The following is a 20,485-nucleotide window of genomic DNA, read 5'->3' as shown; positions in this document are numbered from 1 at the left end:
CCCGGGAAGCGGGCCGGACGGGTATGCGCCTTGCGTGTCGCCGTGCGCACCGAGAGTGATCGGGGAGGGAGAAGCGGGAGAAGTGCGGGCGGAGGCTCGGGCCGGGCAGGGGGTGGCGGCGCGCCAGGCCCGGACGGCGTACGGCCCTGGTCGGGAGGTTGCGGATCTGGTTGCGGGCCCGCCCCGGATGGCCGGGGGCGGGCCTCGGGCATGCCTCAGGTGTCGGTCTCGGTGCCGGTGTCCGCCCCGCGGCCTCCGCCGGCGGTGACCGTCAGTGGCTGCTGCCCGACGGGCGGGCGAGGGGGTGTGCGGAGCCGTTGCGGGGCGGTGGGTGGGCGTGGAAGAGGGTGGCGTACAGGCCGTTGCGGGCGAGGAGTTCGTCGTGACGGCCCGACTCCACCAGGCGTCCCTCGTCCAGGACCAGGATGCGGTCGGCGTCCGTGGCGAGGTCCAGGTCGTGGGTGATCACGAGAGTGGTGCGGCCTTCGGCCAGGCGCCGCAGCGGATCGAGGATGCGTTGGGTGGCCAGGGTGTCCAGGCCGGTGGTGGGCTCGTCGAGGATGAGCACGGGGGCGTTGCGCAGCATGGCGCGGGCGATGGCGATGCGCTGGAGCTGGCCGCCGGAGAGCCGGGAGGTGCCCGGCGCGATGACCGTGTCGTAGCCCTCGGGAAGGTCGGAGATGAACCCGTCGGCGTCGGCGGCCCGGGCTGCGCCGACCACGTCGGCGTGGGTCATGTCGTCGCGTCCGCAGGCGATGTTCTCCTCCACGGTGTCGTGCAGGACGAGGGTGTCCTGGGGCAGCAGGGTGATGTTGCGGCGGAGCTGGGCCAGCGGCAGCCGGTTCACGGGGATGCCGTCCAGCCGGACGCTGCCGGTGTCGGGGTCGTAGAACCTCAGCAGCAGGGCCGCCAGGGTCGACTTGCCCGCGCCGCTGGGGCCGGTGATGACCACCAGTTCCCCGGGCACCGCGGTGAACGAGAAGTCATGGAGCACCTGTTCCTTGCCGCCCGGATAGCTGAAGCCGACCTGGCACACCTCCACTGCGCCGACGGCGCGGCTCGGGGCCGGGACGACGGTCGCGGGGTCCGGGTCGGTGACGGCGGGCGGGGCGTCGAGGATCTCCAGCAGTCGTTCGGCGCCGGCGGTCGCCTCGGTGACCGTCAGTCCGAGCTGGCCGAGGTCGCGGATCGGCGGGTAGAGGTAGCCGACGAACGCGGCGAACGCCAGGAGCTGCCCGAGCGTCATCCGCCCCGAGGAGATCTCCCAGACGCCCAGGCCGATGATCGCCAGGACGCAGAGCGTTTCGAGGACCTCGACCAGCTGTCCGTACAGCTCGTTGATGCGGGCGCTGGTCACCGACGCCCGCAGCCACTTGCGGGCCTCGCGCTGCAGCCGCTCCTGTTCGTCCCGCTGACGGTTGTAGGCCTGGGTGAGAACGACATTGACCAGGCCTTCCTCGACGACCGAGGTGATGGCGCCGTCCGCCGAGCGCTCCCGGCGGGAGACCTCCTTGACCCGGCGGGTGAAGCGGGTGGTGGCGACGAGGAACAGCGGGGCCAGCGCGAAGGTGGCGAGTGCCAGGTCCCAGCGCAGCCAGAGCGCGGCTCCGGCGTAGAAGATGACGCCGAACAGGGCCGTGGCCGCCTGGACCAGGCCGGAGACCACGAGTTGTTCGATGGCGTCGACGTCGCCGGTCAGCCGCTCGACCAGGTCACCGCGGCGGTTGCGCTGGAAGAAGTGCGGCGGCAGCGTCTGGAGATGGGCGAAGACGCGGGCTCGTAGCCGCATCACGAAGCGCTCCGCCGTCCAGGCGGCGAGCGAGCTGCCCAGGTATCCGACGATCGCGCCGGCGACGGCCACGGTGAGCCACAGTCCGGCGGGTTGCCAGAAGGCGCTGATCGAGCCCTTCTGCAGGGCGTTGTCGGTGAGTTGGGCGAAGAGGAGGATCGCGACGGTCTCCGCGAACGCGGCGACGATGGCGCTCAGGATGACGAGCATGATCCATCGCCGGTCGCCGCGGGTCAGCGGCCAGAAACGCCGCACCGCCTCCTTGAAGCCCACCCGCCTGGTACGGATCGAGGTGTCCGCGACGAGTTCGCGGAACACGCGGTCCATGGCGGCGTCCGGTGGCCGCGGGCCCCGGGCCCGCCGTGAGCGCACACCGTCCGCGGGGTCGGGTGGATCGGGCGAATCAGGGGATTCGAGGGGACGGGGAGGTTCGAGAGGGTCGGGCGAATCGGAGGAGTCGGGGGAACTTTCGCCGGCATCGTGCGGCAGGGGTGAGCCCTGTCCAACGGGCGATGCTTCCTCGCCTCGTCGAGGCGACGCTTCAGGGCGCTCTCCGCGCCGGCGTGAGCTGCGCAGGTTCATGATCTACGTCATCTCGTCGCTGGTCGGTTGTCGAGCGGGACCGAGTGGCACCGCCCCCTAAAACGACGAGGCGGACCCGCGGCGTACGCGAGCCAGCCTCGAACTCAGAGGTGTGCGTCAGTAGCGGTAACCGAACCTGTAGCGGCGCCCGCGGTTGAACCTCCTGCGGCGCCTGCGGCGGTTACGGTCGTGGTCGTGCCAGTCGTCGTGGTCGCGATTGCGCCTTCTGGGGAAGACCTTGCGGAAGCTCATTCTCGCCTCCTTGTTGTTCTTGCCTTGTTGTCGGACCGTTACCGGCTCGACAACTCCCAAGCTACGACGCTCACCTGTCTCCAACAAGGGCAATTGCGTGAAAATTCAGACATAAGCCAATATTCTTTTTAAACATGCCGCAAAGTGGCGAAAGGTGACTCTCCGGATACCGAATTCATGGGGTGGACGGGGCGGCCGGGCGGGCAGCCGGTGGGCTGAGCAGGCCGAATGCTCGGGGCAATGGGGCGGGCGGAGTCGGCGGGGCGGAGCGGGACTTACGGAGCGGGCGGCCTGCGGCAACAGACGGGCCGCGGGGCCCCGGCAGCGAGAAGCGGAGCGACAACGGGCGCGCCACCGGTTCGCCGGCCCATCGAGCCGTCGGGTCTCCCACCGCCGAGCCGTCACACTGCCGCCCCGTCACCCCACCTGGCCGGCACGCCGCCTGACCATCGGCTCGGCAACGGGCAACATGGCGGCGTACGGCCCGAGTTGGCGATGCCGCAGCAGCCCCCGCGCGAGCCATGACGGCACCTTGGCCCGCGCCATGACCGGCGCCATGACGGCCCCTCGGCCCGCGCCACGACCCACGTCAGCCGGCCCCCGCTCCCCTCCGGGTCACGGGCGGGTCGGGGCCACGGCCGAGAGGCGGTAGGCGTCGCCGTCGGCGATGACGCGGCCCGCGGTGGGGGGTGGGAAGTGGCTGCCGAGCAGCAGGGTGTCGGTGCCGGCGAGCGAGGCGAGCAGGGTGCGGCGGGTGTGTGCGGCCTGTGCGGGGTCGGCGTCCACGCAGCTGGATATGGCGGGGCGGGAGAGCTGGACCGGGTGGTGGACGCAGTCGCCGGTGATCAGGGCCGTCTGTCCGGCGCTGCGCAGCTCCACGGCGACCTGGCCGGGTGTGTGCCCCGGGGTGGGCAGCAGGCGGACGCCGGGGGCGACCGCGGTTCCCTCGGCGGGCACGTCGATCAGGTCGAGCAGACCGGCGTCACGGATCGGGTGGACGGAGTCCCGGAACATCTGGCGGCGGGCCGCGTCCAGCTCCACGCCGGCCCAGTGGTCCCACTCCGCACGGGCCGTCAGATAGCGGGCACGGGGGAAGGTGGGGACCCATTCGCCCTGGTCGGAGCGGGTGTTCCACCCGACGTGATCGGTGTGCAGGTGGGTGAGGAGGACCAGGTCCACCGTCTCGGGGGCGAAGCCGGCCGCCGTCAGGCGCTGGAGGTAGTCGCTGTTCATGTGGTCCCAGGCGGGGTTCTCCCGGGGCTTGTCGTTGCCGATTCCGGTGTCGACGACGATGCGCAGGCCCGCCACCTCCAGGGCGAAGCTGTGCGTGACCAGGCGGAGGGCGCCCTCGGGGTCGGCGAAGTCCGGCTGCAGCCACGGGGATTGGGCCACCACGTCCGGAGTGGCGTCGGGCAGCAGCCATCGGCCGGTCCGCGCGGGGAGCGCCACCTCGTCGATCCGGTGGACGGTGAGGTCGCCGACCGTCCAAGCGGGGGCCACGTCACTGACGGCATGCATGAGCTGTCCTCTCACGAGCCAAAAGCAAAATAATTGCGTTACGCCACGGTAACTCGCCCACCGCGCTAACGCAAACAGTTCGCGTTTATGGCTGCGTGCGCCGTCGGGAGCCCTTAAAGTGGAGCCATGAGCCCCAGGCCGATGACCCGCCCCGGGGGGCGTAGTGCCCGCGTCCAGGAATCGGTGCACGCAGCCGTGCGCGCACTCGAAACGGAACAGGGCCGTGCGGCGCTGACGGTTCCCCTGGTCGCCGCTCGCGCCGGTGTCACGCCGTCGACGATCTACCGCCGGTGGGGAGACCTCCAGGAGCTGCTGTCCGACGTCGCCGTCGAACGCCTCCGCCCGGAGGCACCGCCCGCCGACCACGGCGCGCTGCGCACGGACCTGGAGACCTGGGCCGAACAGTTCCTGGAGGAGATGGCCTCGCCCCCCGGGCGGGCCTATCTCCGTGACGCGCTCGCCGGCGATCCGGACGGCAGCCATGCGGGCCGGTGCTCGGCCTACGCCGCCGAGCAGGTGGACGTGATCCTGGCCCGCGCCGCCGACCGCGGTGAGCAGGTGCCGGACGCCGACATCGTGATGGACCACATCGTCGCCCCCATGATCTACCGGCTGGTCTTCCGGCCGGGCCCGATGGACGCGTCGTACGCCCGCGGCCTCGTGGAGGCGACGCTCTCCGGGCTGATGCCGCCGCACTGACCGCCCGGGCCTCGGCCCCGCCGCCCACCGCCTTCGCCACCCCGTGGGCGGGCCCGGGCCGCGCTCTGGCCGACGGCGCCCGCGACCTGGTCACAGACGCCGTCGGGCGCATCACCGGTCGCCCGCCGCCCGGCTTGCGGGCGTTCGCGGCGGCACGGTGACGCGCCCGAGAGAGGGGGAACCTCAGCCGCCGGATCCCAGGCGAAGGGGGCTGCCGGGGCTTCCCGGACGCATCCGGTCCGCGAGGTTCAGGCGGTACGCCGGGTTGGTCGGATGCCCGGTGTTCACTCGGCCCGCCGGGTGCCCCGGGTGCGTCCGGCGCACAGTGTTCACCGGGCGGGCCGAGTGCGCCGAGTGTGCGGTGTGCACGGGGCGTCTGGGATGCGCGGTCTTCATGGGGTTCACCGAGTGCGCGGTGTGCACCGGACGCGCCGTGTTCACCGGACGCCCGGAACCCACCGGATGCGCCCCGTACACCGAGCCCGCCGCATTCACCGGATCCGCCGCGTTCACCGGATCCACGGGGCGCTCCGACTTCGACAGGCGCTCCGAGCCGGACGGCCGATCCGACGTCGTCGGCCGGTCCGAGTTGGCCGGGCGCTCCGACTTCGTCGGCCGGTCCGAGTTGGCCGGGCGCTCCGACTTCGTCGGCCGATCAGCACTGTCCGAGTTCCCCGGACCGTCCGGGAACTCCCGGCCCTCCGGCTCCTCCTGGTTGTCCGAGCGCGCCGGGTCGTCGCGGTCATCCCGGTCGTCGCGACCGTCCGAGCCCGCCGGGTCATCCCCGTCGTACCGGTCATCGCGACCGTCCGAGCGCGCCGGATCGTCCCCGTCGTACCGGTCATCGCGACCGTCCGAGCGCGCCGGATCGTCCCCGTCGTACCGGTCATCGCGACCGTCCGAGCGCGCCGGGTCATCCCCGTCGTACCGGTCGTCCCGGCCGTCCGAGCGCGCCGGGGCGTCGCGGTCGTCCGGGTTGTTCGAGAGTGCCGGGTTGTCGCGGTCGTCCGGGTTGTTCGAGAGTGCCGGGTTGTCGCGGTCGTCCGGCTGCGGGTAGCGGGGGCCCTTCGCGCTCAGCCGCAGGCTTCCGAACCGTGCGTTGAGCCAGGAGCCGGCGCGCACGGTGGTCACCACGGAGCCGGTGCAGTCGCGGCCGTTGTAGAGGACGAGGTCGGTGGGGGTGTCGTTGTCCACCTCGCCGTATCCCTCGCCCACGCCGTAGCAGTGGTCGTCGCCGGGGTCCTCGATCCGGTACATCCGGTTGCCCTGCCGGATGTGGTACGTGATGACGCCGGAGACGGCCTCCGCGTCGGTCGGCCCGAACGCGGCGGACGCCCCGGTGATGGCCACGGTGCCCAGCAAAGCGATCATGCGTCGCACAGTCGGAACTCCTCGTCAGCATGGGCGGCGGTCCGGCCCTCGGTCACACCCCGTGCGGGATTTCGCCATGTGGGGTTCCCTGTGACATATCGGACTATTCACCCCGGACGGGATATTCACCAGCCAGCAGGACCCCGCAGGAGGCTCTGCGGGGTCCGAGACCGCTGTTCGGGGGACGGCCCGGCCGGCGACGGTCGGTCAGCGCCCCTCCGGTGGCCGGGCGGTGGCGGTCGGTCAGCTTCTGTTCGACGGACCGGGCGACGGCGGTCGGTCAGCCGCTGCCCGACGGGCCGGGCGTCGGCGGTCGGTCGGCCCCGTCCTGCGGCCGGACGCTGCCCAGCCACAGGACGTCCCGGGCGCGGGTCATGGCGACGAAGAGCTGACTGCGGGCCAGCTCACCGCGCTCGTGGGCCGTTTCGCCGGCCGGGCCGTCGTCCGGCTTCCCCAGCGGCAGGCAGGTGTCGTGCCGGGGCAGGTAGACGCGCTTGAACTCCAGGCCCTTGGCGCGGCGGTAGCTGCCCAGCTTCACGGCCCCGACCGGATGTCCGTCGTACTGCTCCAGCAGGCAGACGCGCAGGCCCGCGCGGGTGAGCAGGCGCTGGTAGTGCTCGATGGCGCGCTTCGAAGGGCAGAGCACCGCGGAGTCGGCCAGCTCCTGCGGCGAGAGCGCGCCCAGCGCGGTCACCAGCGCCTCGTCGTGGGCGGCGGGGGTGGGCAGCGCGGCGCGCTGCACCTGACCGTCGAGGTAGGTCAGGTCGACGTCCCGGCGGCCCGGGGTGCGCATCCCGTCGAGGTCCTCGAAGGCGTCGTCGGCGACCACGGAGAGCGCGGTGTCCACGATCTCCTTGCTGTTGCGGTAGTTGGCCCGCAGGACCTGCCCGCGGTCCCCGCGGATGTCGATGCCCGCGTCGGACAGCCGGAACCCTCCCGGGTAGACGGCCTGCTGGCCGTCCCCCACCAGCAGCAGCCCGTTGGGGCGCTCGCCCACCAGGGCGTGCAGCAGCCGCACCCCGACCAGCGTCAGGTCCTGGACCTCGTCCACGACGACGGCGGTGTAGTCGCTGTGGCCGATGCGGCCGGACGCCTCGGCGAGCGCGAGGGAGAGCACATCGTTGAAGTCGTGGACGCCGCGCTCGGTGCGCTGGGCCTCGTACGCCTCGTACAGGGACCAGACGGCCTGCCGGTGCGGGCGGCGCAGGCCGGCGCGGCGGCGGCGACGGGCGAGCCCGGCGTACTCCTCGAAGGAGGTGATGCCGCGGCCCTTGATGACGTAGTTGATCTCCTCCTGCCAGTAGCGGGGCAGCGGATCGATCTCCGTCAGGCAGCTGTTCCGCCCGACGTGCTTCCAGGCGAGGCTGAAGGCCGTCTCCGCCTTCTCCCTGTGCAGGTGGACGGGGACGTCCCGGCCGCGCAGGTAGTCCCGCGCCCAGGAGTGCAGGCTGTGGAAGTCGATCCGGTCGGCCACCGCGGGGGCCATGGTCCGCAGGAAGGTGGCCTGGACCCGGGGCAGGTTGTTGGCGAAGGTGACGTACAGGACGCGGCCGTTGGTGCGCTGGGCGAGGTAGGCCGCACGGTGCAGGGCGACGACGGTCTTGCCGGTGCCGGCCGGGCCGCTGATCCGCGCGGGGCCGGCCCAGTTGCGGCGCACCAGCGCGAGCTGTGCGGGGTCGAGGAAGGTCATCCACTGCTCGACGGGGGCGCGGCGCGCTTCGTCGAGGGCGGCCTCCCGCAGGCCGTCGAGGTCGAAGAGACCGTCGGCCTCGTCGGCCGGGGGACGGGCGGGGCCGCCCCGGCCGCCCCGGGGCGATGCGGGGGCGGCCGGGGCGGAGACCGCATCCCGGGCGGCGGCCCGGCCCCGACCGGCGGCGCGGTCCTGTGCGGCGGCTCCGTTCCGTGCCGCGGCCCCGTCCTGGGCGGCGGCCGGGTCCTCGTACTCCGGGAAGACCCGCGCCAGGTGGTCGGCGAGGGCGCGGACCGACGCCGCGGACAGGCGGGTGCGCTCCGACAGCAGCGCCGGGCCGATCTCGTACTCGCCCAGCAGCCGTATCCGGCCCAGTTCCGTGTCGGTCCGCCGGCCGGCGAAGACCAGCAGCGGGCGCACCGCCACCGGGGACATCCCCAGGGAGGCCACCGCGCTCTCGGCGGCCTTGGTGACCGCCAGCAGCTTGCGCCGGTGCTCGTCGCGGGAGAACCCGCCGGCCCGCAGCCGGCCGCCCGAGGTCTCCGGCGCGGCCCGCCAGTTCTTGACGTCGATGACGAAGACGCCGCCGGGGCCGATCAGCAGCATGTCGACATTGGCCGCACGGGTGCCCGGCCAGCGCCGGTCCACCAGCAGCCGCCAGCCCCGGCCGGCCAGCATCAGCAGCTGGGCCGCGACCCGCCGCTCCCCCTCGCTCGCCGCCTCCCAGCGCTCGGCCCGCTGCCGGGCGGCCTGCCACTGTTCGCGCAGCAGCCGCTCCTGGCGGCGGGCCTCCTGCGCCCGCCGGGACGCCGAACCGCCTGCCGAACCGCCCGGAGAACTCCCTGCCGCCATGGCCCGCCCCCTCACCGTTCATGGCCCCGTAGGCACGGGGTCACGAACCATAGGCCGATGGCACATGACGTGGTACCGCGCACGGAAGGGGCACGGGGGCATGGCGCGGGGAGCCCGCGGGCCCGACGGCGTCGGCCGGGCCCGGCCGGCGCCTACCCCGCTCCCAGCCCGGCCGCCGTCCCCGCGCCCGTCCCGGTGCCCCCGACCGTCCCCGCGGCCTTCCCCGCGACCGACGACCGGAAGAGGCGCGCCGCCGACATCCCGAGCCCGGTCGGCGCGCCCAGCCGCCCCGGCGAACCGACCGGATGACGCAGCTCGGGCTCGGTGTAGCGCAGGCAGTCGCGGTGCCAGGTGAGGATGCCGGCGAGCCAGTTCTCCAGCTCGTGGACATGGCCGGCGAGCGCCTCGCGGGCCTGTGGCCCCAGGTCGAAGTCGTCGCAGACGACCGGGAGTTCATGGGCGGCGACGTGCTGGAACTCGTCCAGGCGCGAGGTCATGAGGTCATGGACGATGTGCAGCGCGGTCGGGTAGTCGCAGTCGAAGAAGTTCTGGACGACCAGGATGCCGTTGTGGACCTCGCCCTCGTACTCGATCTCCTTCTGGTAGGAGAAGACGTCGTTCAGCAGACAGGCGTAGTCGGCCGCGGCGTTCTGCAGTGCACGCAGGGTCCCGGTGCGGTACACCTCCGGAGGGACCTGCCGGCCGCGGCCGAGGCGGCTCAGGCTCATGGTGAGGTCGGCACCGAAGGTCGCGCGGCGCATCTCGATGTAGTCGACCGGGTCGGGGATGCGGTGCAGTGCCTGGTTGTCGAGCTCCCACAGCCAGCCGGCCGTCATCGCGTCGACGGCCTCGCGGAACGCCCGCCGCGCCTCGGGGGTCATCGGTCCCGCGGTCCGCGCCCACAGGTCGGCCAGGCCGCGTTCCATCGCGTTGACCGGCTCCGGCACGGCGGCCGCGAGGTCGAGCGGCATGCAGGCCGACAGCCGCGCGGTGCACGCCTTGGCCCCGGCGATGTCGCGGGTCCGGCCGAAGACCTGGGGGTAGTAGTCGTCGGCGTAGGTGCCCCAGGCCAGCCAGGCGGCCTCCAGGTCCAGTTGCTCCGCGGTGGCGTCCGGGTGGAGGCCGGCCGCGCACAGCGCCAGGTCGTAGCGGACCATCGCGGGCTCGTCCCAGACGTCGGACAGCGGCACGCCGGGCTGCGGGCCGAAGAAGCCCATCCGGCGTGCCCAGGTGACCACCCGGCGGCGGGCGCCTTCCAGATGCGGGCTGAGGGTGGTGGGGAACGGCAGGGAGAGGTCGGGGATGCGGGAGGGGCCGACCTTCTGGTGCGGCACATGGGTGGAGCCGCGCAGCCGGAGCGCGCCGGCCGTGGTCAGCGCGGTCCTCAGGTCCGCCGCCGAGGTACCGAGGCCGCCGCGGGCGAACGGCGACCAGGGCTGCGCGGTGCCGGCCGCGGACCCGCCGCCGTTCATGTAACGACTGGAGCGCATGTGCCATTCATGGCCGCCGGACTGCCAGTCCTGGAGCCCCTTGGCGTACGCCAGCACGTCCGCGCAGGACCTCGGGTCCAGCCCCTCGTCCAAGAAGAGCGCGGGGAGTTCGGTGACCACGGTGTTCTCGAACTGCTGCAGCCGGGAGGTGATCAGGTCGTTGACGGCGTCGGCGGCCTCCTGGGTGGGGCAGTCCAGGAAGGTCTCCAGCACCAGCACACCGTTGCTCAGCTCGCCCTCCTCCTCCGTCTCGCGCTGGTAGGAGAAGAGGTCGTTGCGCAGGTGCACCGCGTCGGAGAAGGTGTCCCGCAGGACCCGCAGCGGACGGGAGCCGGCGACGGCCGCGGGCACCTCCGCGCCGGCCGCGTACTCCACCAGGCCCGCCGACCAGGGCGCGCCGCCGACCTTGCGGCGCATCTCGATGTACTCGACGGGGTTGGGCACCCGGTGGATGTTGATGTTGGACAGTTCCCACAGCGACTCGTTGAGCAGGTGCTCGGTGCTCTCGGCGAACCGCTTCCGCCAGTCCACGGACATGTGCGGCACCGTGCGTGCCCACAGGTCGGCGAGTCCCGCCTCGACGGGGTTGGCCGGCTCGGGGACGGGCGCGGCCGGGTCCATCGGCATGAAGGCGGGCAGCCGGTCGAGGTACTCCTTGCCGCCCTTCCGGTCGAGCGTCCGCTTGAACTTCTCCAGGAAGTGGTCGTCGAAGAAGAAGACCCACACGTACCAGTCGGTCACCAGCGAGAGCGCGTCCGCGTCGCAGTCCGGGTGGGTGTAGGCGCACAGCAGGGCGTAGTCGTGCGCCGCGAGGTCCTTCTCCTCCCAGATGCCGGAGCCCTCCAGCATTCCCATCCGGCGCGCCCATGCCGTGGAGTGCGTACGGGCCGCCTCCAGGTGCGGGTTCAGCCGCGCCGGATGGGGCGTGTAGAAGGTGGGCAATTCGAATGGCTGCTGCGTCACCGGTGGCGGCCTCTTCCCTGCGTACGGAAGGAGGACGCGCCGATCCACGCCCCCCTGGACGGGGGCAGCGCTACCCCGGCGGTCGGCGGCTTAGGCCTTGTGGAGGGCGAGCTTCCGCCTCCGCGCCTCTTCGGTCCGGACGGCTTCGAACGGGGCCTATTTGCGGCTGACTTCTGGCAGCTTTCTTTCGCCCGGGGTGGTCGTCTTGGACTCGCCCGGAGTGGTGGTCTTCCGCTCACCCGGGGTCGCGGTCCGCCGGTCGTCCGGGGTGGCCGCCTCTCGTTCCCCCGGGGGACCGTCCGGCTGTCCCCCGGGGGCGGCCGTCCGGCCGCGCTCCCCCGTACGCAGGGCGAGTTCCGCGAGGGCCTCCGGGGCGCCGGCCTGGCCGCGGATCCCGGGGAAGGCGTTGATGTCCACGATCAGCGGCGCGCCGCCACCGGCGTCGAGGACGTCCACGCCGTAGACGTCCAGGCCGAAGACCTCGCCGGCCAGGAGCGCGGCGCCGGTCCAGCTCGCGGGCAGCTCACCGACCGGCAGCGGCAGCGTCGGCCCGCGGCCGTCCGGGGCCAGCTCCGAGCGGCGCAGCCCGGCGAAGAGCCGGCCGTCGACCACCCACAGCTTGTGGTCCCACCCGCTGTTCGCGGTGAACTCCTGGGTCACCACCGGCTCGTCGGGCCAGTCGGCGGCCAGTTCGCGCAGGCGGGCGGCGCTGTCGGCGCGGGCCACCAGGTCTTGGCGGCGGCTGAACCGGCTCTTGATCACCAGCGGCGTGTCCGGCTCCCCGGCCGCGGCCAGCCGGCCGAGCGTGGCCACCGCGGTGGTGGCGGCGAACGGCAGCCCCGCCGCGCGGGCCACCCCGGCCATCTCGACACGGTCCTGGCACCGCGCGGTCGCCGCCGCGGAGTTGAGCACCGGGGCGCCGTGCTCCTCCAGGCGGGCGGCCAGCGCCAGCGCCCGCGGCGTGCGCGCCTTGAGGAGGTAGACATCGGCGAGCGAGGAGGGGGCGAGGTCCGGCAGCTCGACGCCCGGGTCGAGCCACTCGACCCGGTGCGCGGGCGTCAGCAGCTCGGCGACCCCGGCCAGCAGCGGATGCCCGGGATCCGCGGTGACCAGCCCGATCCTCATCGGCCCCCGCCGATCGAGGCGGCGGGCCGGTCGGCGCGTGGGGCGGCAGGGACGGGAGGCGTCGGTGGTGCGGGAGGGGCGGCGAACGGGGGTGCGGAGGCCGCCGTGGGGGTGGCGGTCGTGGCCGCCCCGGGTATCGCCGCCGGCTGCCCGACCGCCGGCCGAGCGCCCGCCGCCCGGTCGGCACTCGCCCCCGCACCATCCCCTGACGACCCGTTACGGGCGAGGTCCACGATGGCGGCGGACACCCGGGCGACGGCGTCCGGCACCTGACGGAAGCTCGGGAAGTCGTTGATGTCGACCGCCACCGGGCCGTCGGGACCGAGCAGGATGTCGACCCCGTACAGGTCGAGGCCGAAGACGGTGCCGATGTCGGCGGCGATCCGGGCGATCTCGGGGGTGAGCGGCACCTGGCGCTCGCGCACGGCGTGCGCGGGGTGCAGCGGCGAGCACCGCTCGGTCGCGTACAGCTCACCGGCGACGCTGTACACCTTCAGGTCCGTACCGGAGTTGGGCACATAGGGCTGGGCGATGAGCAGCCCGCCGTCCGGCGCTCCCGGGCCCCCGGCGCCGGCCGGCCCGGCGGGGTCCCGCAGCCGGTCCGGCGTGGCCACCAGCCGGACGGCGCGCCCGGAGCTGCCGTCCGCGGGCTTGACCACGATCGGGAACTCCGCCTCGGGTATCGCCGCGAACTCCTCCGGCCGGGCCGCCGCGTACGTGACGGGGACGGGCAGGCCCGCGCCGCGGGCGATCACCGCGGCGAGCGCCTTGTCGCGCACCCCGCGGATCGCCCGCACGTCGTTCACCGTGGTCAGTCCGGCCCTCGCCGCGGCCTCCAGCAGGGTCAGGCCCGGGCCGCCGGAGACGGTCTTGAGGACCCAGGCGTCGTGACTGCCCGCCCGTATCGCGTCGGACAGGGCTATCAGCGAGCGGCCGGGCCACACCACGTCCACCTGGTGGCCCCAGGCGCCGAGTTGGCGGATCACGTCCAGCGGCATGCCGTCGTGGCGGTACTGCTCCTCCACCAGGAAGCAGAGTCTCATCGGGGCACCCTCGTCATCGCCGCACGTCCGTCCACCGTCCGTCCGGCAGATCCATGACACTCCAGGATCCCATGCGGGTCCCGGCGGGGGCCGCGGGCCCACGGGCCCGGCTCCGGCCCGGATTTCGGCGAGGTCACGCCACCTCGTACGCCCACGCCGGATGCCGTGACCAGGAGCGTGCCGGCCCTCCGCGGGACTTCCGCCACCTGCGCGCCGCTCCAGCAAATCCCGTATGCCGGAACCCTTGTTCCAGTTCTGGCGCGGCCCTAAGGTCGGGCCACCCCGGGGACAGGCGGCGAACGGACCCACACGTACCGGAGTACGGAAGCACGGGAAGCAGGCGAGCGGGTTGGCGAACCAGCGGCAGGAGCAGGGCAACGGCATCCCCCCGGGCGGCCGGCCGGACCCGGAACGGGAACCGGGGAGCGGCACGGTGCGGCGGCGGGGTCTGCTGGTCGGCATGGGCCTGACCGGTGCGGGCGGGCTCCTGGGCGCGGCGGGCCTGGGCGGCGGGGAGGCGGCCGCGGCCGACGGCCCGCGCGGCAGGGGCGCGGTGCGGCCCGAACAGTCCCACGGCGGCGCGCACTTGCTGGTCCCGGAGCTGCTGCTGTTGCCGGACGGGCCGGTACGGAACCGGGCCGTCCTGGTCCGTGACGGAACGTTCCGCGCGATCGGCCCGGCCCGGCAGCTCGTCGCCGCGCACCGCGACCTCCACCCGGTGCGCCTGAACGGCCACTTGCTGATGCCCGGGTTCGTGGACGCGCACCACCACCTGACCCAGAGCTTCGGCAAGGCCCAGTCCTTCGGCCAACCGTCGGAGATCTTCAAGACCGTCTGGGAGCCGCTGGAACACGCGCTGGACGAGGAGAGCGCCTACGTCTCGGCGAAGCTGGCCGCGCTGGAGGCCCTGCGCGGCGGCTTCACCACGGTCGCCGACGCCGGGACCCGTGCCCCCGTGGACGTCCGGGTGGTCGCGCGGGCCACCGAGGAGGCCGGTCTGCGCTGCGTCCTGTCCGAGATCGTCTCGCACGGCGCGGACGGGACGGCGCACCTGGAGCGGTGGGACGGCCGTCCGCTGGTCCACCCCTCGCTGGCGATCGCCGTCCCCGAGGACGCGCCCGGCGAGGTCATCAAGCGGACCGCCGACCTGTGCGCCGAGGCCGGTGCGGTGCTGCAGATCCATGTGAACGAGCATCTGGCCTCCGTGGAACGCTCGTTGAAGAGCGTCGGCCGCCGCCCCCTGGAGTACCTGCACCACCTCGGCGCCCTCGGGCCGCAGACCCTGGGCGCCCACGCCACCCTCCTCACCCCGTCCGAGATGCGGCTGCTGGCCGACTCCGGCGCGGCGATCAGCTACAACCCGGTGGCCAGCGCCTGGAAGGGCAACGGCGTCGCCCACGCCACCTTGCTGGCCGCGCTGGGCGTCCGCTTCGGCATGGGCACCGACGGCACCCGGGGCGACGGCTTCCGGCTGATGGACGCGGGCGAGACGGCACAGCGCCTGGCGTACGGCATCGCCTCGGGCGACTCGTCCTGCGGTGCCGGCCGGATGTGGCTGGAGCACGCCACCGCGCACAGCGCCGATGCGGTCGGCCTGGGCTCGGTGACCGGCGAGATCGCGGTCGGCAAGGCCGCCGACTTCCTCGTCGTGGACCTCGACGTCCCCGAGCTCACGCCCTCCTACGACCTGCGCTGGGAACTCGTCCGCCTCGCGCACCGCGACCAGATCACCGCGGTCGTCGTGGGCGGCAGGCTCCGCCTGTGGCACGGCTGGCCCCCGGACTGGGACGGCCCCGCCCTGGTGTCCCGGGCCGCGGAGCTGGGCCCGGAGGTCGTCCGCCGGGCCGGCCTGCACCGCGTGGAGCCGGCTCGGCCGGCTTAAGGCCCTGTCGTCCGACGCCGCGCGGGCGGCGCCGCACCCGGTCGGCCCCTCTCCGCCACACGCCCGCCCTCGCTACCGTGAGGCGACCGCGACCACGACGGACCGGGATGGACCGGGAAGCATCGGGAGGCCCAGTGACCAACAAGGCCGCGCCCTTCGACGACCTCGACCGCAAGATCGTTGCGGCGTTGATCGACAACGGCCGGGCGAGCTTCGCGGAGATCGGCGCATCGGTCGGGCTGTCGTCCACCGCGGTGAAGCGGCGGGTGGACCGGATGCGGGAGAACAACGTGATCACGGGGTTCACCGCGACCGTCCGGCCGGCCGCCCTGGGCTGGCTGACCGAGGCCTATGTCGAGGTGTACTGCGACAGCGCGGCGCCGCCCCGGCGGCTCGCGGAGGTGGTGCGCAACCATCCGGAGATCGCCGCGGCGATGACCGTGACCGGTGGTGCCGATGCGCTGCTGCACGTCCGGGCGACCGATGTCGAGCACTTCGAGGAGGTGCTCGAACGGATCAGGACCGAACCCTTCATCCGCAAGACGATCAGCTTCATGGTGCTGTCCCACCTCCTGCCGGACAGCCCGGAGGCGGGCGCCAGCCAGTCCTCGGGCGCCGGCCGGCCCTCGGGCGCCCGCCACCCCACCGGCGGCACCGCCCCCTGAGGTGCCCGCGCGGGGCTTCTCGCGCAGTAATCCGGCGTGAGCCGGGCTCTGTACGCAGCATTCCTGCGCCATTGAGCAGCATTCGCCGCTTGTGGCCCAAAACCGTCGCTCCTTACCGTGGAAGGACCACGGGTGACCGTCTGTGACATCCGGTCGCCCCGTACGTCCCGTGAGAAGCGAAGGGATCCTCCCGTGCCGATGAGCCGTACTGCGCGCCCCCGGCGCTATCTGGTCTGCGAGCCCAGACACTTCGACGTGCGTTATGCGATCAATCCGTGGATGAGCGCGGACGCACCGGTGGACACCGCCCTCGCGGGGCGCCAGTGGAAGACGCTGATGGACGCCTACCGCGCCCACGGCCACACGGTCGAGACCGTGCCCCCGGTGGCCACGCTGCCCGACATGGTGTTCGCGGCGAACTCCGCGCTCGTCGTGGGCGGCCGGGTCTTCGGCTCGTCCTTCCACGCGCCGCAGCGCCGGCCGGAGTCCACGGAGTACGAGACCTGGTTCAAGGCCGCCGGGTACGACGTCTACCGGCCCGAGTCGCTGTGCGAGGGCGAGGGCGACCTCGTACCGGCCGGCCGCTACATCCTGGCGGGCACCGGCTTTCGCACCACGCCGGCCGCGCACCGCGAGGTGCAGGAGTTCTTCGGCGTCCCGACCATCGGCCTGCAATTGGTGGACCCGTACTTCTACCACCTGGACACCGCGCTGTTCGTCCTGGAGGAGACGCCGGAGACGGGCGAGGCGAACATCGCGTACTACCCCGGGGCGTTCTCGACCGGCAGTCGCGAGGTGCTGCGGCGGCTGTTCCCCGAGGCGTTGCTCGCCACCCGCGACGACGCCATGGCCTTCGGCCTCAACTCCGTCTCCGACGGCCGCCATGTCTTCGTCGCCCCGCAGGCCACCGGCCTGATCGACCGGCTCGGCGCACACGGCTATGTCCCCGTCCCCGTCGACCTCTCGGAGTTCCACAAGGCCGGCGGCGGCATCAAGTGCTGCACCCAGGAGATTCGCTCATGACCGCTCCCACCCGTACCGCCCGCGTGCACGCCCCCCGCTCGTCCGCGGAGCTGATCCAGGCCGAGGGCCCGGTCCTCGCGCACAACTACCACCCGCTGCCCGTGGTGGTCGCGCGCGCCGAGGGCGTCTGGGTCGAGGACGTCGAGGGGCGCCGCTACCTCGACATGCTGGCCGGCTACTCCGCGCTCAACTTCGGCCATCGCCACCCGGCCCTGGTCGAGGCCGCGCACCGCCAGCTCGACCAGCTGACCCTCACCTCCCGCGCCTTCCACAACGACCGCCTCGCCGGCTTCGCCGAGGGCCTCGCCGAGCTGACCGGCCAGGACATGGTCCTGCCGATGAACACCGGCGCCGAGGCGGTGGAGAGCGGCATCAAGGTCGCGCGCAAGTGGGCGTACGACGTCAAGGGCGTCCCGGCGGACCGGGCGACGATCGTGGTGGCCGGCGGCAACTTCCACGGCCGGACGACGACCATCGTCGGCTTCTCCGACGACGACTCGGCCCGCGTCGGCTTCGGGCCCTTCGCCCCCGGCTTCCGCACCGTCCCCTACAACGACCTCGCCGCGCTCGAAGCGGCCGTGGACGAGACGACGGCCGCGGTGCTGATCGAGCCCATCCAGGGCGAGGCGGGCGTCGTCATCCCCGACGACGGCTACCTCACCGGCGTACGCGACCTGACCCGGCGGGCCGGATGCCTGTTCATCGCCGACGAGATCCAGTCCGGGCTGGGCCGCACCGGCACCACCCTGGCCGTCGAGCACGAGTCCGTCGTGCCGGACGTGCTGCTCCTCGGCAAGGCGCTCGGCGGCGGCATCGTCCCGGTCTCCGCGGTGGTCGCCCGCCGCGAGGTGCTCGGTGTCCTGGGCCCCGGCCAGCACGGTTCGACGTTCGGCGGCAACCCCCTGGCGGCCGCGGTCGGTTCGGCCGTCGTCGAGCTGCTCGCCACCGGGGAGTTCCAGCGCCGCGCCGCCGAACTGGGCGAGCGGCTGCGCAGCGGCCTGGCCGCGCTGACCGGCAAGGGCGTGACCGGCTTCCGCGCCCGCGGCCTGTGGGCGGGCGTCGACATCGACCCCGCGCTCGGCACCGGCCGCGAGATCAGCGAACGCCTGCTGAAGGAAGGCGTCCTGGTCAAGGACACCCACGGCTCCACGATCCGGCTCGCCCCGCCGCTGACCATCACCGGCGAGGAACTGGACGCGGCGCTGGGCAGCCTGGAGCGGGCGCTGGGCTGACCGGTCGGCGGCCGGAGCGCCCGGGCGGTCGTGTCACCACGCCCCGGGCACTCCGGCCGCCGTCACTGCCGGAACCGGGCCTCCGACGCCTCCGGAGTCCGCCCTCCGTCGCCTCTAGAAGGAGCCGTTGCGGTTGCGGATGTCGATGCAGGCCCTGTGCGAGCTGCCCTTGAACCGCACGCAGAGATTCCCGTCGGACTGGATGCCCGGGACGGTGTGGCCGACGATCTGGCCGCCGGACCGCTTGGCCTTGAACGAGTAGCTGTAGCCGTCCGGCTGGTAGAGGTAGACGGTCGCGGACTTCCGGCTCTTGGACGGGTTGGTCCAGGACGCGGTGACGTGACCGGGGTTGGCCGTCCCGTTCCGGCCGTCGGCCGAGATGCAGATCTGCGGCCCCGACCAGTCGTGGGTGCAGGAGGACGCCGCGGCGTGCGCTGCCGGGGTGGTGGCGACGGCGCTCAGTGCGAGGGTTCCGGCGACGGTCAGCGCGCGGAGCAGCTGTGAACGGGTCATCTGTGGGGGGAGTCCTCTCCTCGAAGTACCGGTAAAAGACGCGAAAGCCCCGCCACGAATGGGGCGTGGCGGGGACCGCGATCACCTAGTTGATCTTACCCAGTCCCTCGAACTCATGTGCCATGGCTCCCCGTTGGCGGCCACGGGCGCGCCACGACCCCCACGGATCCGGCTCGCCCCGTCACCGACCCTCACCGACGCCGCCCCCGACCCTCGACCCGGCACCCCCGGTCGGGGGTCGTTCCCATGGGCGACCCGCCAGGTCTCACGGGCGATCCCGTCAGCCTAACCACTCACGCGCACGTGACCGGTTGACCTTCATAACCCTTTACATTACATTCAGTGGTTAGAACGTCGGGTGAGCCGCTCCGCGCGCCCCCCCGTCGCCGTCCTGCGCTCCGCGCCCCCCTCCCGCCCTCCCGGAGGCTTACGCCATGACCGCTCTCGTCCTCGTCCACGGCCTGTGGGCCGACGGCTCCGCATGGAGCGAGACCCTCACCGAACTGCGCGCACTGGGCCACGAGCCGGTCGCCGCCCAACTCCCCCTGGAATCCATGGAAGGCGACATCGCGGCCGTACGCCGGGTCCTGTCCACCGTCGACGGACCCGTGGTGCTGGTGGGCTGGTCCTACGGCGGCGCGGTGATCACCAATGCGGCTGTCGGACAGGACCAGGTCGAGGTGCTGTCCTACATCGCCGCCTTCGCCCCCGAGCAGGGCGAGTCGGTCAGGGACATCGCACACCGCCGCCCGGGCAGCCTGCTCCCCGAGCACCTCAAGGTCACCGACGACGGCCACTCCTACCTCGACCGGTCGGCCTACGGGGCGGTGGTGGCGGCGGACGCCCCCGCCGAACGCACCACGCTCGCCGCCGCCGTACAGAAGTTCCCGCGCCTGGGCATCGACTCCGCCCCGTCCGGCGTCCCGGCCTGGCGCACCGTCCCCTCCCATTACCTGGTCGCCGCCCAGGACCGCGCGCTGCCCGCCGCCACCCAGCGCGAGATGGCCGCCCGCATGGGCGCGCGGACCACCGAATGGGACACCGGCCACGGCCCCATGTACGCCCGCCCCAAGGAGCTGGCCGTCTACCTGGACTCCCTCACGAACGGCCGCTGATCCGCCCGTCCCCGCACGGCGGGCGCCGGGCACGGGGAACGCCGCTCAGGCCTCGCGCGTCTTCGCGTAGTGGCGCGAGGCCTTCGCCCGGTTGCCGCAGGCCGCCATCGAGCACCAGCGGCGGGTGCCGTTCCGCGAGGTGTCGAAGAAGTGCAGGATGCACGCGTGGTGCGCGCAGCGCCGGATCCGGCCGGGGGCGGCGCGCAGCAGGTCCAGGTAGTCGCGGGCCGCCGTCCAGGCCGCGCCCCACGACGGGTCCTCGAACTCCGGCTCCTCGCCGGGGCCTTCGGCGGTCAGGGTGGCGCGGATCCGGCCGTGGTCGAGTACGGCGTTGACGCGCTCGATGCCGGCCCCGTCCCCGGGGTCGTCGACGGCAGCGGCGAGCGCCTCGCGGGCGAACAGCACATGCTCCAGCGCGGCGGCGTCGGCCGGGAAGCGGCGGTCGAGGCCGTTGCTCGCGAGCCAGACGCGCAGCCCGTCGGGGTCGGTGAGCAGATCCCTGGCGCGCACCCCGTCGGCCATCCAGCGCGTGTTCAGCAGATCCAGCGAGACGGGCTCTCCGGTCAGGGGGCGCGGGTCGGTCGCGGACATCGCCGCCTCCTTCTCGTGTCCGTGCTCCCCGAGGGGCTAACCACTCAAGCGTACGTGATCGGTTGACCACGCCATCTATAACCCTTAAAG

General features: G+C 73.2%; 16 protein-coding genes. 6 read left to right on the top strand and 10 right to left on the bottom strand.

The window, feature by feature from the left end; translation table 11 throughout:
- Positions 1-271: 271 nt before the first annotated feature.
- The 3 genes from AB0411_RS10030 to AB0411_RS10020 form a co-directional block, all read right to left on the bottom strand.
- Positions 272-2,116 carry an ABC transporter ATP-binding protein gene (locus AB0411_RS10030; protein WP_366416763.1) on the bottom strand — a complete coding sequence of 615 codons (1,845 nt, stop codon included), beginning with the start codon at positions 2,114-2,116 and terminating at the stop codon, positions 272-274.
- Positions 2,117-2,488: 372 nt separating this feature from the next.
- Entirely contained in the window at positions 2,489-2,623 is a 135-nt protein-coding gene (locus tag AB0411_RS10025) for a hypothetical protein (RefSeq protein WP_366416762.1), read from the bottom strand.
- 615 nt (positions 2,624-3,238) lie between these two features.
- Positions 3,239-4,141, bottom strand: coding sequence for an MBL fold metallo-hydrolase (locus AB0411_RS10020; RefSeq protein WP_366416761.1), 903 nt, complete (start codon positions 4,139-4,141; stop codon positions 3,239-3,241).
- Positions 4,142-4,267: 126 nt separating this feature from the next.
- Here AB0411_RS10020 and AB0411_RS10015 point away from each other — a divergent pair, with 126 nt between their 5' ends.
- Positions 4,268-4,840, top strand: a complete 573-nt coding sequence (locus AB0411_RS10015; RefSeq protein ID WP_366416760.1) for a TetR/AcrR family transcriptional regulator — start codon at positions 4,268-4,270, stop codon at positions 4,838-4,840.
- 183 nt (positions 4,841-5,023) lie between these two features.
- Here the strand turns inward: AB0411_RS10015 and AB0411_RS10010 are convergent, their stop codons facing one another.
- From AB0411_RS10010 to AB0411_RS09990, 5 genes are all read right to left on the bottom strand, one after another.
- Positions 5,024-6,211: a hypothetical protein gene (locus AB0411_RS10010; protein ID WP_366416759.1), complete on the bottom strand. Its 1,188-nt coding sequence runs from the start codon at positions 6,209-6,211 to the stop codon at positions 5,024-5,026.
- A 280-nt stretch (positions 6,212-6,491) separates the two neighbouring features.
- Complete coding sequence (locus AB0411_RS10005; RefSeq protein ID WP_366416758.1) at positions 6,492-8,753, bottom strand: nuclease-related domain-containing DEAD/DEAH box helicase; 2,262 nt, start codon at positions 8,751-8,753, stop codon at positions 6,492-6,494.
- A gap of 152 nt (positions 8,754-8,905) precedes the next feature.
- The gene (locus AB0411_RS10000) at positions 8,906-11,206 is read right to left on the bottom strand and encodes a family 2 encapsulin nanocompartment cargo protein terpene cyclase (protein ID WP_366416757.1); all 2,301 of its coding nucleotides are present in this window, start codon (positions 11,204-11,206) and stop codon (positions 8,906-8,908) included.
- Between the two features lie 156 nt (positions 11,207-11,362).
- Positions 11,363-12,331 carry an ATP-grasp domain-containing protein gene (locus AB0411_RS09995; protein WP_366416756.1) on the bottom strand — a complete coding sequence of 323 codons (969 nt, stop codon included), beginning with the start codon at positions 12,329-12,331 and terminating at the stop codon, positions 11,363-11,365.
- Positions 12,328-13,374 carry an ATP-grasp domain-containing protein gene (locus AB0411_RS09990; protein ID WP_366416755.1) on the bottom strand — a complete coding sequence of 349 codons (1,047 nt, stop codon included), beginning with the start codon at positions 13,372-13,374 and terminating at the stop codon, positions 12,328-12,330. The genes AB0411_RS09995 and AB0411_RS09990 overlap by 4 nt, the downstream gene beginning before the upstream one ends.
- Before the next feature lie 349 nt (positions 13,375-13,723).
- On the opposite strand from AB0411_RS09990, the gene AB0411_RS09985 reads away from it, so the two are divergent.
- The 4 genes from AB0411_RS09985 (at position 13,724) to rocD (ending at position 18,176) form a co-directional block, all read left to right on the top strand.
- Positions 13,724-15,256, top strand: coding sequence for an amidohydrolase family protein (locus AB0411_RS09985; RefSeq protein WP_437041561.1), 1,533 nt, complete (start codon positions 13,724-13,726; stop codon positions 15,254-15,256).
- A 134-nt stretch (positions 15,257-15,390) separates the two neighbouring features.
- Positions 15,391-15,921: an Lrp/AsnC family transcriptional regulator gene (locus AB0411_RS09980; protein ID WP_366416754.1), complete on the top strand. Its 531-nt coding sequence runs from the start codon at positions 15,391-15,393 to the stop codon at positions 15,919-15,921.
- Positions 15,922-16,119: 198 nt separating this feature from the next.
- The gene (gene ddaH / locus AB0411_RS09975) at positions 16,120-16,944 is read left to right on the top strand and encodes a dimethylargininase (protein WP_366416753.1); all 825 of its coding nucleotides are present in this window, start codon (positions 16,120-16,122) and stop codon (positions 16,942-16,944) included.
- On the top strand, positions 16,941-18,176 hold the full coding sequence (gene rocD / locus AB0411_RS09970) for an ornithine--oxo-acid transaminase (RefSeq protein ID WP_366416752.1): 1,236 nt from the start codon (positions 16,941-16,943) through the stop codon (positions 18,174-18,176). Before ddaH ends, rocD begins: the two co-directional genes overlap by 4 nt.
- 114 nt (positions 18,177-18,290) lie before the next feature.
- Here the strand turns inward: rocD and AB0411_RS09965 are convergent, their stop codons facing one another.
- Positions 18,291-18,689 (bottom strand): hypothetical protein, encoded by a 399-nt coding sequence (locus AB0411_RS09965; protein ID WP_366416751.1) that lies wholly within the window; start codon positions 18,687-18,689, stop codon positions 18,291-18,293.
- Between the two features lie 434 nt (positions 18,690-19,123).
- Between AB0411_RS09965 and AB0411_RS09960 the strand changes: the two genes are divergently transcribed.
- Positions 19,124-19,804: an alpha/beta hydrolase gene (locus AB0411_RS09960; protein WP_366416750.1), complete on the top strand. Its 681-nt coding sequence runs from the start codon at positions 19,124-19,126 to the stop codon at positions 19,802-19,804.
- A gap of 45 nt (positions 19,805-19,849) precedes the next feature.
- On the opposite strand, the gene AB0411_RS09955 is transcribed toward AB0411_RS09960, so the two are convergent.
- Positions 19,850-20,395, bottom strand: coding sequence for a CGNR zinc finger domain-containing protein (locus AB0411_RS09955; protein ID WP_366416749.1), 546 nt, complete (start codon positions 20,393-20,395; stop codon positions 19,850-19,852).
- Between the last annotated feature and the right edge of the window lie 90 nt (positions 20,396-20,485).

The organism is Streptomyces angustmyceticus (assembly GCF_040701845.1).
GTDB lineage: Bacteria > Actinomycetota > Actinomycetes > Streptomycetales > Streptomycetaceae > Streptomyces > Streptomyces angustmyceticus_A.
This window is presented reverse-complemented; position numbering and strand designations above follow the sequence as displayed.